This window comes from Streptomyces sp. VTCC 41912 (assembly GCF_045799175.1).
Taxonomy (GTDB): Bacteria; Actinomycetota; Actinomycetes; order Streptomycetales; family Streptomycetaceae; genus Streptomyces; species Streptomyces albulus_C.
In genome coordinates this window covers 1-12865 of record NZ_JBJMAB010000041.1, presented here as the reverse complement: position 1 = coordinate 12865, position 12865 = coordinate 1, and the positions used below count along the sequence as shown (strand labels likewise).

General features: G+C 71.0%; 15 protein-coding genes. 9 read left to right on the top strand and 6 right to left on the bottom strand.

The genetic code is table 11. The features are described 5' to 3' along the window. Positions 1 to 8 precede the first annotated feature (8 nt). Entirely contained in the window at positions 9 to 728 is a 720-nt protein-coding gene (locus ACJ6WD_RS34980; protein ID WP_233658326.1) for a transglycosylase SLT domain-containing protein, read from the bottom strand. Between the two features lie 339 nt (positions 729 to 1067). Next, positions 1068 to 1799 carry a nitroreductase family protein gene (locus tag ACJ6WD_RS34975; RefSeq protein ID WP_407617234.1) on the bottom strand — a complete coding sequence of 244 codons (732 nt, stop codon included), beginning with the start codon at positions 1797 to 1799 and terminating at the stop codon, positions 1068 to 1070. Between the two features lie 415 nt (positions 1800 to 2214). Between ACJ6WD_RS34975 and ACJ6WD_RS34970 the strand changes: the two genes are divergently transcribed. The 4 genes from ACJ6WD_RS34970 to ACJ6WD_RS34955 all read left to right on the top strand — a co-directional run bounded on the left by ACJ6WD_RS34970 (position 2215) and on the right by ACJ6WD_RS34955 (position 4888). Continuing rightward, positions 2215 to 3372: a GAF domain-containing sensor histidine kinase gene (locus ACJ6WD_RS34970; protein ID WP_233658330.1), complete on the top strand. Its 1158-nt coding sequence runs from the start codon at positions 2215 to 2217 to the stop codon at positions 3370 to 3372. Then, positions 3365 to 4048: a response regulator transcription factor gene (locus ACJ6WD_RS34965; RefSeq protein WP_233658331.1), complete on the top strand. Its 684-nt coding sequence runs from the start codon at positions 3365 to 3367 to the stop codon at positions 4046 to 4048. Before ACJ6WD_RS34970 ends, ACJ6WD_RS34965 begins: the two co-directional genes overlap by 8 nt. A 217-nt stretch (positions 4049 to 4265) precedes the next feature. Beyond that, the gene (locus ACJ6WD_RS34960; RefSeq protein ID WP_037636040.1) at positions 4266 to 4478 is read left to right on the top strand and encodes a chaplin; all 213 of its coding nucleotides are present in this window, start codon (positions 4266 to 4268) and stop codon (positions 4476 to 4478) included. Between the two features lie 164 nt (positions 4479 to 4642). Beyond that, positions 4643 to 4888, top strand: coding sequence for a chaplin (locus tag ACJ6WD_RS34955; RefSeq protein ID WP_331249283.1), 246 nt, complete (start codon positions 4643 to 4645; stop codon positions 4886 to 4888). A gap of 100 nt (positions 4889 to 4988) precedes the next feature. On the opposite strand, the gene ACJ6WD_RS34950 is transcribed toward ACJ6WD_RS34955, so the two are convergent. Continuing rightward, a complete protein-coding gene (locus tag ACJ6WD_RS34950; protein WP_407617233.1) occupies positions 4989 to 5804 on the bottom strand; it encodes a hypothetical protein in 816 nt (271 codons plus the stop codon). A 90-nt stretch (positions 5805 to 5894) separates the two neighbouring features. On the opposite strand from ACJ6WD_RS34950, the gene ACJ6WD_RS34945 reads away from it, so the two are divergent. The 4 genes from ACJ6WD_RS34945 to ACJ6WD_RS34930 all read left to right on the top strand — a co-directional run bounded on the left by ACJ6WD_RS34945 (position 5895) and on the right by ACJ6WD_RS34930 (position 9163). Continuing rightward, positions 5895 to 6707, top strand: a complete 813-nt coding sequence (locus tag ACJ6WD_RS34945) for an ABC transporter ATP-binding protein (protein ID WP_233658332.1) — start codon at positions 5895 to 5897, stop codon at positions 6705 to 6707. A 155-nt stretch (positions 6708 to 6862) separates the two neighbouring features. Next, entirely contained in the window at positions 6863 to 7276 is a 414-nt protein-coding gene (locus ACJ6WD_RS34940; protein ID WP_016571699.1) for an NfeD family protein, read from the top strand. A 98-nt stretch (positions 7277 to 7374) separates the two neighbouring features. After that, a complete protein-coding gene (locus ACJ6WD_RS34935) occupies positions 7375 to 8310 on the top strand; it encodes an SPFH domain-containing protein (protein ID WP_016571698.1) in 936 nt (311 codons plus the stop codon). 85 nt (positions 8311 to 8395) lie between these two features. Beyond that, positions 8396 to 9163, top strand: coding sequence for a sulfite exporter TauE/SafE family protein (locus tag ACJ6WD_RS34930; RefSeq protein WP_233658333.1), 768 nt, complete (start codon positions 8396 to 8398; stop codon positions 9161 to 9163). 35 nt (positions 9164 to 9198) lie between these two features. Here ACJ6WD_RS34930 and ACJ6WD_RS34925 read toward each other — a convergent pair whose 3' ends face one another. The 3 genes from ACJ6WD_RS34925 to ACJ6WD_RS34915 form a co-directional block, all read right to left on the bottom strand. Next, on the bottom strand, positions 9199 to 9705 hold the full coding sequence (locus tag ACJ6WD_RS34925) for an HNH endonuclease (protein ID WP_016571696.1): 507 nt from the start codon (positions 9703 to 9705) through the stop codon (positions 9199 to 9201). Between the two features lie 420 nt (positions 9706 to 10125). Then, positions 10126 to 10665, bottom strand: coding sequence for a YbhB/YbcL family Raf kinase inhibitor-like protein (locus ACJ6WD_RS34920; protein ID WP_331249285.1), 540 nt, complete (start codon positions 10663 to 10665; stop codon positions 10126 to 10128). 42 nt (positions 10666 to 10707) lie between these two features. Next, positions 10708 to 11490 carry a sporulation protein gene (locus ACJ6WD_RS34915; RefSeq protein WP_407617232.1) on the bottom strand — a complete coding sequence of 261 codons (783 nt, stop codon included), beginning with the start codon at positions 11488 to 11490 and terminating at the stop codon, positions 10708 to 10710. Positions 11491 to 11644: 154 nt separating this feature from the next. On the opposite strand from ACJ6WD_RS34915, the gene ACJ6WD_RS34910 reads away from it, so the two are divergent. Continuing rightward, positions 11645 to 12295, top strand: coding sequence for a DNA-3-methyladenine glycosylase (locus ACJ6WD_RS34910; protein WP_407617231.1), 651 nt, complete (start codon positions 11645 to 11647; stop codon positions 12293 to 12295). The last annotated feature ends 570 nt before the right edge of the window (positions 12296 to 12865 follow it).

The window sequence follows — 12865 nt, the reverse complement described above, 5'->3', positions numbered from 1 at the left end:
CGTCCGGCTCAGTAGGCCGAGTTGACGTTGTCCATCGAGCCGTAGCGGTCGGCCGCGTACTTGCAGGCGGCGGTGATGTTGGCGACCGGGTCGTAGATGTTCCAGGAGGTACCGGCGACGTGGTACTGGCGGAACGTCGGGTCGATCACCTGGAGCAGGCCCTTGGACGGTATGCCGGCCTGGGCGTTGGAGTCCCAGAGGTTGATCGCGTTGGGGTTGCCGGACGACTCGCGCATCAGGTTGCGGTAGATGCCGTTGTAGCTGCCCGGGATGTTGTTCTTGGCCATGATGTCCAGCGACTCGCGGATCCAGCCGTCCAGGTTGTTCGGGTAGACCTTCGCCGGCTTCTGGACGGCGGCGGGGATGGCCTGGCGGACGGCGGCGCGGCTCGCGGCCTCCTTGACCTGGCGCTCCTTCTCGACCTTCGCCTTGGCGGCGGCCTCGGCCCGCTGCTTGGCGGCCGCGGCCTCGGCCTTGCCCTGGGCGGCGGAGGCGTCGGCCTGCTGGGCGATGGTGGCCTGCTGGGCGCGGGCGGCGGTGTCGACGGCGCTGAAGGCCACCGGCTTGACGTTCAGGCTTGCGGAGGCGGCCTCGGCCTTGCCCTGGCTGGCGTCGGCACCCGGGACGGCGGTGAAGACCAGTGCGGCGGCACCCGCGGCGGCCACGCCGGCGGCGGTGAGCTTGTGGACACGGGTCAGTTTCAGACCGGAGACGGCGTACTTGGACATGGCGGCTCGACCTCTTCCAATGGGGGGCGTCGCACGGGCCATGAGCGGCGGCATAACGCCGAGTTCTCATCACGGCGCCGAGCGACGGGTGCCATTCTTAGCGGCCGAAAATTCGCCGAGCAATGATGTGACGTACGACCCCGGTTAGTGGAACCGGGCCGGCCCGGAATGCGTCCGGACGGGAATATTCCCAGTTCACACACGATCCTTATGTCCACTAACCGGGGTCGTAAGTGACCTGCGCCCTATGCGCGGGGTCACACCGGGCCGGGGTTTATCTCGCCGGTAGTAATTGCAATCGCACAGGCTGTGTGCGGCCTATGGAAGGGCTGTGCGCCGTCAAACCTCTACCAGTACTTGGTCAAGGGTCTTTCGTACGAGATCGGGCACCCGACAGTCCGCCGCGGGGTACCCGACCGGGATCACCGCGAACGCCTTCTCGTTGGCCGGCCGCCCCAGCGCCTCCTGGAGGAACCGCATCGGGCTGGGCGTGTGCACCAGCGCCGCCAGGCCCGACAGGTGCAGCGCGGACAGCAGCATGCCGACCGCGATGCCCACCGACTCGTCCACGTAGTAGTGCTTGCGCTTGGTGCCGTCCGGCCCCAGCCAGTGCCGCTGCTGGAAGACCACGATCAGGTGCGGCGCGTCGGTCAGGTGCGGCTTGACCTCGTCCGTGCCCAGCGGCCGCAGCGCCGCCAGCCACTCCTCGCCCAGCCGCCCCTCGTAGGAGCGCTGCTCCTCGGCCTCCGCGGCCGCCCTGATCCTGCGGCGCACCTCGGGGTCCTTGACCAGGACGAACGTCCACGGCTGCTGGTGCGCGCCGGACGGCGCGGTGGCCGCGCAGGCGAGGGCGTCCCGGACCACCTGTTCGGGCACCGGGTCGGTGGAGAACTGCCGGACGGTCCGCCGCCGGTCCATCCGCTCCCGCAGCTCGGCGGCGCGGGCCAGCGACTCGGCCGCCGGCATCCGCTCGGGCCGGTACGGCACCGACCGGTAGGGCTCTCCGTGGGTGGGCGTCCAGTGCTTCGCCGTGGGGGTGGGCGCGGGGTGCGCCTGAGAGGAAGAGGACATGCCCAGAGTCTGGGCCGCCGTGGCGGTGGGGGACACGGATCCTTGCAGGCGTGCCCGATACCGCCCGCCTCCCCGGCGGGATCGACGCGAAGCCGCCTACCGACCTCGCCCGACTTGTCCCTATATAAGAGGAAAGGTGCCGATTTCATCTCCGCATGACGACCTGACTCGCGCGACCGCCCCACTAACCCTCTTCGTACGACATATCTCCCTAAGGGGAATCTCTCCCCGCATAAGGTGCGCCCCTATATAGGGGACACGAATAGGGGCATAACGGAATAAACGCGATGGAAAGGGGGTGAGGAAGCAGGGTTGCGTGGAGCCGGAGCGGGGCGTTCGGCCTAGGCCCGCCGGCGTAGGCACAGGGCGTCGGCGGACCGATACGGGCCGCTCGCCGCGCCGGTACGGTGAGCACATGAGCAACGGACCGGGGGCCGGAATCCCCGCGGTGAGCACCGCGATCCTGGCCATGAGCAGGCATCTGGAGGTGCGCGACGTCCTCAAGACGATCGTCGCCTCGGCCCGTGAGCTGCTGGACGCCGAGTACGCCGCGCTCGGCGTGCCGGACGACCACGGGGGCTTCGCCCAGTTCGTCGTGGACGGCGTCAGCGCCGAGCAGTGGAAGGCCATCGGCCCGCTGCCCCGCCAGCACGGCATCCTCGCCGCGATGCTGCACAACGCCACCCCCGAGCGGCTCGCCGACGTCCGCGAGGACCCCCGCTTCGGCGGCTGGCCCGCCGCCCACCCGGACATGTCCGACTTCCTGGGCCTGCCGGTCGCCGACGGCGACGAGATCCTCGGCGCCCTCTTCCTGGCCAACAAGCGCTGCCCCAAGACCCCTCCTTCCCGCAAGGACGGCTGCCTCTTCACGGAAGAGGACGAACGGCTCCTGGGCATACTCGCCCAGCACGCCGCCATCGCCCTCACCAACGCCCGCCTCTACGAGCGCAGCCGCGAGCTGACCATCGCCGGCGAGCGCGCCCGGCTCGCCCACGAGCTGCACGACGCGGTCTCCCAGAAGCTCTTCTCGCTCCGGCTCACCGCCCAGGCCGCGACGGCCCTGGTCGACCGCGACCCGGCCCGCGCCAAGGACGAGCTGCACCAGGTCGCCGCGCTGGCCGCGGAGGCCGCCGACGAGCTCCGGGCCGCCGTCGTGGAGCTCCGCCCCGCGGCCCTCGACGAGGACGGCCTGGTGGCCACCCTGCGCTCCCAGGTCCAGGTCCTCGACCGGGCCCACTCCGCCCGCGTCACCTTCGCCGCCCAAGGCATCCGGGCCCTGCCGAACGCCCAGGAGGAGGCGATGCTCCGGGTCGCCCAGGAGGCGCTGCACAACGCGCTGCGGCACTCGGGCGCCGGGCGCGTTGACGTCAGCCTCACCCGGTTCGGCCAGGGCGCCCTGCTGCGGATCGCCGACGACGGGTGCGGCTTCGACACCCGCGTGGTCCGCCGGGCCGGCCGGCACCTGGGCCTGGTGTCGATGCGCGACCGCGCCGGCGGCGTCGGTGGCACGCTCACCGTGGAATCGGAGCCCGGCACGGGCACCACTGTCGAGATGGAGGTGCCCGGTGGCTGACAGCACGCGGGGCGGTACGGAACGGGCCACGGGCGAGGGGCGCGCGATCCGCGTGCTGCTCGTCGACGACCACCAGGTGGTGCGCCGCGGCCTGCGGACCTTCCTGGAGGTCCAGGACGACATCGAGGTGGTGGGGGAGGCGTCCGACGGCGCCGAGGGCATCGCCGCCACCGAGCAACTGCGCCCGGACGTCGTCCTCATGGACATCAAGATGCCCGGCATGGACGGCATCGAGGCCCTGCGCCAGCTCCGCACCCTCGACAACCCGGCCAAGGTGCTGGTCGTCACCAGCTTCACCGAACAGCGCACCGTCGTCCCGGCGTTGCGCGCCGGCGCCGCCGGCTACGTCTACAAGGACATCGACCCGGACGCCCTGGCCGGCGCCATCCGCTCGGTGCACGCCGGGCACGTCCTGCTCCAGCCCGAGGTGGCCGGCGCCCTGCTCTCCCAGGAGGAGGGGAACGGCGGCCAGGGCCGGGGGAGTTCGCTCACGGACCGCGAGCGCGAGGTGCTGGGGCTGATCGCGGACGGCCGGTCCAACCGCGAGATCGCCCGTGCACTGGTGCTGTCGGAGAAGACTGTCAAGACCCACGTCTCCAACATCCTGATGAAGCTCGACCTCGCCGACCGCACCCAGGCCGCGCTGTGGGCCGTCCGGCACGGCATCGGGGCCTGAATCCCGGGGCGAACCGACATCGTGACGGACCGTCAAAACGATGAACCGAACGTCGCCTCGCGCATCCGAGATTCATACTGTCGTGTATACGTAGCCCATTTGGCGTATCCCAGCTCCGTGCCGGGCCGTTTCCCAGTGCAGTCGTGGCGGCTGGCCACGGCATCGGCAACGAGGAGCAAGCTAAGTGAAGAACATCAAGCGGGTTGCGGCCATCACGATGGCGGGCGCCGGTCTCGCCCTGGCGGGCGCCGGCGTCGCCTCCGCGCACGACGGCCCGCAGGCCCAGGGTGCCGCGGTGCAGTCGCCGGGCGTCATCTCGGGCAACGTCGCCCAGGTGCCCGTGCACGTCCCCGTGAACGTCTGCGGCAACACCGTCTCCGTGATCGGCCTGCTCAACCCGGTCTTCGGCAACACCTGCCTCAACAAGTGAGGCCCGGAGCGTCCGCTCCGACCAGCTGACCCCTGCGCCGGGCTCTCACCGGCCCGCGCGGGTCACTCCGGACCGGCCCCGCCCAGCCCTGGCCGTGCGGCTGGTCCGCCCTCCACATACACCGTCATTTCGGCCCTGTGCCAGCACGTGAGGAACACGCCACCATGAACAGCGTCAAAAAGGCCGCCCTTGTCCTTGCCACCACCGGTCTCGCCGTCGGTGCCGCCGCCGGTTCGGCGTTCGCCCACGACGGTGCGCACGCCGACGGCAAGGCCCTGAACTCCCCGGGCGTCGGTTCCGGCAACCTCGTCCAGGCCCCGGTGCACATCCCCGCGAACGTCACCGGCAACAGCGTCAACGTCGTCGGCGTGCTCAACTCCGCCTTCGGCAACCCGGCCGTCAACGACTGACGCCGCCGGCCCGGGACAACTCCCGGGCCGCCCGGGGCAGTTCAGCCCGGTCCTCCCAGGTCCCGTCGGCCGCTCCATGGCCGGCGGGACCTGCTCCCGTTCACCCCCGGCGCCGCTCCTGTTCCTCCACCGCGGAGTTGTACGCCGCCACCTGCGCCCGGCGGGCGGTCCGCTCCACCGGCCGCAGCGCCTCCGCGCGGGCCGCGATCTCCGAGGAGCTGACGGCCGCGCCGTGCTCCCGACCGTCCCCGCCCGCGGCCCCGGCGATGTCGATCAGCGCGCCGACCCGCTGGGCCAGCTCCAGCACCCGCACGGCGCGCGGCGGATAGCCCGGCGCCAGCACCTGCCGGCCGGCCTCCGCCCGCGCCCGGTACGCCGCCAGCGCCGCGTCGGCCACCGGGCCGGATCCGGCCACGTCCAGCCGGGAGAGCAGCTCCGTCGCCTCCCGCAGTGCCTCGGCCAGCTCCCGCTCGGCCTCGCCCAGCGACGGGACGTCGGCCGGCGGAGCCTCCCGGGTCGGCAGGCAGTGCCAGACCACCTCGACGTGGACGTCGGGGCCGGCGGCGCCCTCGGGCCCTGCCTCGAACACCTCCGGCACCAGCCCGAGCCCGACGCCCTGGGCGAGCACCGCCTCACCGGCCTCCAGCGCCCGCGCGTTGAACTCCGGCGGGCCGCTCAGCCCCAGCGGATGCCCCGGCACCGGCAGCGCCACCCGCAGGCCGGTCGCGCCGAGCGCCCGCAGCCGCCCCAGGGCGAGCGTCAGACCGACCGGGGCGCCCTCGCCGGGCAGGCCCTCGACGCGGTGCACCGCGTCGTCGTCCGCGATGTGGTGTGCGGCATCATCAGGTGAGACAAATCCGGCCAGAAGGGCATTTCCCCATGCCGTCAGCCGTCCTGAACGAGGTTCGTCGAGCATGGTCCCCAGCCTAGGGAACGGCACTGACAACGAGTGGCGTAGGTTTGCAGGGGGGCTGCGCCTACAGGCGCACACGACGACCGAGAAGCAATGGGAGACAGTGCGCTCATGAGCGATGTGCTGGAGCTGGTGGACGTATCCGTGGTCCGCGAAGGACGGGCTCTGGTGGACCAGGTCTCGTGGTCGGTGAAGGAGGGGGAGCGCTGGGTGATCCTCGGCCCCAACGGCGCCGGCAAGACCACGCTGCTGAACGTCGCCTCCAGCTACCTCTTCCCGAGCGCCGGCTCCGCCCGGGTCCTCGGCGAGCAGCTGGGCCGCGTCGACGTCTTCGACCTGCGCCCGCGCATCGGCATCGCCGGCATCGCGCTCGCCGACAAGCTGCCGCGCAGCCAGACGGTGCTGCAGACCGTCCTCACCGCCGCCTACGGCATGACCGCGAGCTGGCGCGAGGACTACGACGACATCGACGAGCAGCGCGCCCGGGCCTTCCTCGACCGCCTCGGCATGAACGCCTACCTGGACCGGAAGTTCGGCACCCTCTCCGAGGGCGAGCGCAAGCGCACCCTGATCGCCCGCGCCATGATGACCGACCCCGAGCTGCTCCTCCTCGACGAGCCCGCCGCCGGTCTCGACCTCGGCGGCCGCGAGGACCTGGTCCGGCGCCTCGGCCGGCTCGCCCGCGACCCCTTCGCCCCCTCGATGATCATGGTCACCCACCATGTCGAGGAGATCCCGCCGGGCTTCACCCATGTCCTGATGATCCGTCAGGGCAAGGTGCTCACCGCCGGCCCGCTCGACCTGGAACTCACCTCCAGCAACCTCTCGCACTGCTTCGGCCTCCCGCTCGTCGTCGAGCACAACGGCAACGACCGCTGGACCGCGCAGGGCCTGCCCCTCAAGTAAGGCCGCCGGTCGCCCGTCATCGCCCCCGATGCGCGCTCCGCCCGGATTCGTCCGGGCCAAGGGGCTCCCACCGCGCGGCGGCGGACGACGGCTGACCGATCGCGCCCTGTCCCCGGGCCGCCCGGCCGATCTACCATGAGCCCGTGGATCCTTGGGTGTGGTGGCTCATCGCCGCCGTGGGGCTGGGCATTCCGCTCGTCGTGACCGCGATGCCCGAGTTCGGGATGTTCGCGGTCGGTGCCGTCGCCGGTGCCGTCACCGCAGCGCTCGGTGGCGGCACCGTTGCGCAGTTCCTGGTGTTCGTCGTGGTGTCGATCGCGCTGGTCGCCGTCGTCCGACCGATCGCCAACCGCCACCGCGGCCAGGGACCGCGGCTCGCCTCCGGCATCGACGCCCTCAAGGGCAGGTCCGCCACCGTCCTGGAGCGGGTCGACGCCGGGAACGGCGGCCGCATCAAACTCGCCGGCGAGATCTGGTCCGCCCGCGCCCTCGACGGCGACCGGGTCTACGAACCGGGCCAACAGGTCGACGTGGTGGAAATCGAAGGCGCCACCGCCCTGGTCATCTGACCGAACCCGATGCGCGACGCCCCGCACCTCTGAAAGACTGATCAACAACAAGCCGGCCACGGCCGGACGGACCAGCAACGAAGGGCACGGGAGCCGCTGTGGAACCGATCATCATCGTCCTGATCATCCTGGTGGTGCTCGTGTTCATCGCACTCATCAAAACGATCCAGGTCATCCCCCAGGCCAGCGCGGCCATCGTCGAGCGCTTCGGCCGCTACACCCGCACGCTCAACGCCGGCCTGAACATCGTCGTCCCGTTCATCGACACCATCCGCAACCGCATCGACCTCCGCGAACAGGTCGTGCCGTTCCCGCCGCAGCCGGTGATCACGCAGGACAACCTCGTCGTCAACATCGACACGGTCATCTACTACCAGGTCACCGACGCCCGGGCCGCCACCTACGAAGTCGCCAGCTACATCCAGGCGATCGAGCAGCTCACCGTCACGACACTGCGCAACATCATCGGCGGCATGGACCTCGAGCGCACCCTGACCTCCCGCGAGGAGATCAACGCGGCGCTGCGCGGTGTCCTCGACGAGGCCACCGGCAAGTGGGGCATCCGCGTCAACCGCGTCGAGCTCAAGGCGATCGAGCCGCCGACCTCCATCCAGGACTCGATGGAGAAGCAGATGCGCGCCGACCGGGACAAGCGCGCGGCCATCCTCCAGGCCGAGGGCGTCCGGCAGTCCGAGATCCTCACCGCCGAGGGCCAGAAGCAGTCCGCGATCCTGCGCGCCGAAGGCGAGGCCAAGGCCGCGGCCCTGCGTGCCGAGGGCGAGGCCCAGGCGATCCGGGTGGTCTTCGAGTCCATCCACGCCGGTGACCCGGACCAGAAGCTGCTGTCGTACCAGTACCTCCAGATGCTCCCGAAGATCGCCGAGGGCGACGCCAACAAGCTCTGGATCGTCCCCAGCGAGATCGGCGACGCGCTCAAGGGCCTCGGCGGCGCCCTCGGCAACTTCAACCCCGCGGGCGGCGCCAACATCCCCAAGCCCGGCGGCCCCGAGCGCCAGGCCCCGCCCATCGACTGACGACGCGCCAGCACTCGTGCATGATCAGGGTTGCCCCTCGACCTCCGTGGCGGGGAGGCAACCCTGATTCTGTAAGGAGAACGGCTTGTCCCTCTGGGAAGCAGTCGCAGTCTTCGCCGCCGGCCTGGGCGCCGGCACCATCAACACCATCGTCGGTTCCGGAACCCTGATCACCTTCCCGGTCCTGCTGGCCTTCGGCCTCCCGCCGGTGACCGCGAACGTCTCCAACTCCCTCGGCCTGGTGCCTGGTTCGATCAGCGGCGCGATAGGGTACCGCAGCGAATTGCGCGGCCAGCGGCGCCGCGTGCTGCGCTTCTCGGTCGCCGCACTCACCGGCGGACTGCTGGGCGCGTTCCTCCTGCTGGCCCTGCCCTCCAGCGCCTTCGACGCGGTGGTCCCCGGCCTGATCGCCGTCGCCCTGGTGCTCGTCCTCGCGCAGCCCCGGCTGGCCGCCGCGGTCCGCGCGCGGCGCGCCCGCAACGGCACCACCGCCCATCGCGACGGCGGCATCGCCCTGTTCACCGGCCTCCTGCTCGCCAGCGTCTACGGCGGCTACTTCGGCGCCGCCCAGGGCATCATCTACCTCTCCCTGATGGGCGTCCTGCTCAGCGACGACATCCAGCGCCTGAACGCCCTCAAGAACGTCCTCGCGGCCCTGGTCAACGGCGTGGCGGCGCTCTTCTTCCTCTTCGTCGCCCGCTTCGACTGGACCGCGGTCATCCTGATCGCGGTCGGTTCCGCGCTCGGCGGTCAGATCGGGGCGAAGCTCGGCCGTCGGCTGCCACCGGCCGCCCTACGCGGCGTGATCGTCGTGGTCGGGCTGGTGGCCATCGTCCAACTCCTCCTGAAATAACGGGAGTCGGACGACGCCACCAGCCGCCCGCGGCGTTACGCCGGGAGCGCCCGCAGCCACTCGGGCAGCTCGTCCCGGACGGAGATCCCCAGAGCCGACACCAGCGCATCCGCCGGGGTCGGTTCGAAGGGCCGCCGGAGCAGCCGCATCCCCGCCTGCTCCGGCGTCCGGTCCGCCTTGCGGTGGTTGTCCTCCGCGCACGAGGCGACGGTATTCAGCCAGGTGTCCCCACCGCCGTGCGACCGCGGCACGACGTGGTCCACGGTCGTCGCCCGCTTCCCGCAGTACGCGCACCGGTGCTGGTCACGGGCGAGCACCCCGCGCCGCGACCACGGCGCCCGTCTTCGAAACGGCACCCGGACGTACCTGCTGAGCCTGATCACCCTCGGCACCGGCACGTCCATCGACGCCGCTCGGATCCGCAGCCCCGGGTGGGCGTGCTCGACGACCGCCTTGTCCTGCATCACCAGCACCACCGCACGCCGCAGCGACACCGTAGCCAGCGGCTCGAAGCTCGCATTCAGCACCAGCGTCTCGCGCATCCCGTCCACCTCCCGGACCCCGATCGCCGCCGTGGCGAAGTGGCTCCACTGTGCAGGGGCAGGTATTTCCCGGACAACGCAATTTCCGTGTGCCACAAGGGAAATGGCAGGTGAGCGCAGCGTGAAGAAGAGGTGCGCCGGAGCGGCGGCAGCGCCGTGCGACGCGCGCGAAAGGGAGTGCGCTCCGGGTCCCGGCCCCCGTGACACCCGGAACCCGGAGCGAACGGCAGCCGGCGCGGACGCCCCGTGCGTGGGGCTCCGGCGAACGGGGGCGCACACACCGGCGCCCCGGTGCTCCCGCCACTGCGGTACCGGCTGCCCGCCGCCTCGTGGAGGCGGCGGTACGGGTACCACTGTGCGTGCGGGGAGCACCGGGGCGCAACGCATTTCCCGGGCCCGACGACCCGACCGGTGTCGGCGCTAGCCGGCGGCGGGCACCTCGTACTCGCCGATCAGCTGGGCCCGCCCGAGCGTGTGGAACCGCAGGTTGAAGCCGATCACGGCGGGCGAGGCGTCCGCGTCGGGACCCAGCTTCTCCTGGTCCACCGCGTAGACGGTGAACACGTAGCGGTGCGGCCCGTCGCCGGGCGGCGGCGCGGCGCCCCCGAAGTCCCGCGTCCCGTAGTCGTTGCGGACGTGCACGGCCCCCTCGGGGAGGCCCTTCATCTCACCGCTGCCCGCCCCAGCCGGCAGCTCCGTCACCGACGCCGGGACGTCGAACAGCACCCAGTGCCAGAACCCGCTGCCGGTCGGCGCGTCCGGGTCGTAGCAGGTGACGGCGTAGCTCCTGGTCCCCGAGGGCGCCCCCTCCCACCGCAGCTGCGGCGAGCGGTTCCCCTCGGCGAACACCTGCTCCGGCCGGAGCGTTCCGCCCGGCTCCACCTCCTCGCTCACCACGGTGAACTCCGCCACCGGCGGGTGGAAATCGTGCGGGAGCGGCCGCCGCTTCAGCTCGGACACCTCGGACCTCCTGGTCGCTTGCTGACACTCTGTCCGGCCAGGTTAGAGCCAGTTGCGCCGCCCGCCGACCTCGGCCAGCCAGTGGTTCAGATAACCCGCCCAGTCGGTCGCCTCGAAGTCCTCCAGCCCCACCGTGAACGACCGGTAGGTGTCCGACCCCTCGCTGAACAGGCCCGGCTTCTTGTCCATCTCCAGCACCACGTCCATCTCCTGGTCGTCCGCCACGAAGGACAGCTCGACCTCACTCAGCCCGCGGTACTGGGACGGCGCCGAGAACTCGATCTCCTGGTAGAAGGGCAGCTGCTGCCGCGTCCCGTGGATCTGCCCCTGCTCCAGGTCGGCGGACTTGAAGCGGAACCCGAGCCGCTCGAAGGCCGACAGGATCGCCTGCTGCGCCGGCAGCGGATGCACCTGCACCGGATCGAGGTCACTGGAGTCCACCGCCCGCGCGATCGCCAACTCCGTCGTCACCCCGACGCTCATCCCCGGCAGCGGATGCCCCAGGAACGCGGTGACCGGCGTCTCCCAGGGGACCACCAGCCCGAACGGCACCGTGTGCACCGCCCCGGCCTGGACTTCGAAGGCCCCGCCGAGCTGTGTCCGGTGGAACGCGACGTCCCGCCGCACTTCCTCGTCCCCGTGCTCGACCTCGGCCCGCGCCTGTAGTCCGACCGACAGCCCCTGGACGGCCTGCGGCACCGACCCGCCCTGGATCCGCACCTCGCCCTGCACCACCCCGCCGGGCACCACGTTCTCCTCGAAGAGCACCGTCTCCACGGACGCGCCCCCGGCCCCGAGACTCGCCAGCAGCTTCCTGAACCCCATGCCCGTCCTCCCCTGACGCAACGCGCCGTTCCGCCCAGCCGGTCGATCGTGGCCCGATCCTTGCGCACCACGGAGCGATCGGCCCAATTCCGTTTCCACACCCGCCCAAACCGCCCCGGCAGCCACCCGCTCCGCTCCACTACGCTCGGAAGCCATGACCGACGTACCGGACCGCACCCCGCTCCCACGCGACTTCTTCGACCGCCCCGTCCTGGACGTCGCCCCGGACCTGCTGGGCCGCACCCTGGTACGCCACGGCCCCGACGGCCCGATCGAACTCCGCCTCACCGAGGTGGAGGCGTACGACGGCGAGCGCGACCCGGGCTCGCACGCCTACCGGGGCCGCACCGCCCGCAACGCCACGATGTACGGCCCGCCCGGCCACGCCTACGTCTACTTCATCTACGGCATGTGGTTCAGCATCAACCTGGTCTGCGGCCCGGAGGGCAAGGCGGGAGCGGTCCTGCTCCGTGCCGGCGAGGTGCTCACCGGCACGCAGCTGGCCGCCGGCCGCCGCCCCAAGGCCCGCAACACCCACGAGCTCGCCAAGGGCCCGGCCCGTCTGGCCACCGCCCTCGACATCGACCGCTCTCTGGACGGCATCGACGTCTGCGCCCCCGCCGACACCCCGATCACGATCCTGCACGGCACCCCGGCCCCGCCCGCCCGGGTGCGCAACGGCCCGCGCACCGGCGTCGGCGGCGACGGCGCCGACCACCCCTGGCGCTACTGGATCGACGGTGACCCCACCGTGAGCCCCTACCGTCGCCACACCCCCAGGCGGCGCACCACCACGGCTACTTGACTCTGTCCTGCCAAGCGCCTAACGTAGCCCGAGCCGTTGGACACGGGCAGCGCTATCTGCGTGACTCGGAAGCGGCGGAAACCCAACTACTTCGATCGACTCCCTGACGGGCCTTCTTCGGCGTTGCCGGAAATGAGTCCCGAGCGGCCCGATTATGAGCCGTCAGGAAAAGCCGCTAAAGTAGTGGACACGCCGAAAGGCAAATCATTCCGACAAGAATTCGGAGCCGAATTCGAGACGGTTGCGCCTCATCGAGGAGCAGGCCGGACACGAAAAAGGATCTGATAAAGTCGGAAAGGTCGAGAAGCGAAAGTGAATCGGCCGGACCCCGCTCCAGCAGGGGGCCAGAGACGGAAACGGATCTGGTAAGGTTGGAACCGCGAGAAAGCCGAAAGGCCGGATCGCACCGGCGAAAATCAGGGCCGAAAGGATCTGATAGAGTCGGAGACGCAAGACCGAAGGGAAGCGCCCGGAGAGCCTGGTGAAACAGGCACAAAGGAAGCGTCCGTTCCTTGAGAACTCAACAGCGTGCCAAAAGTCAACGCCAGATATGTTGATACCCCGTCTCCA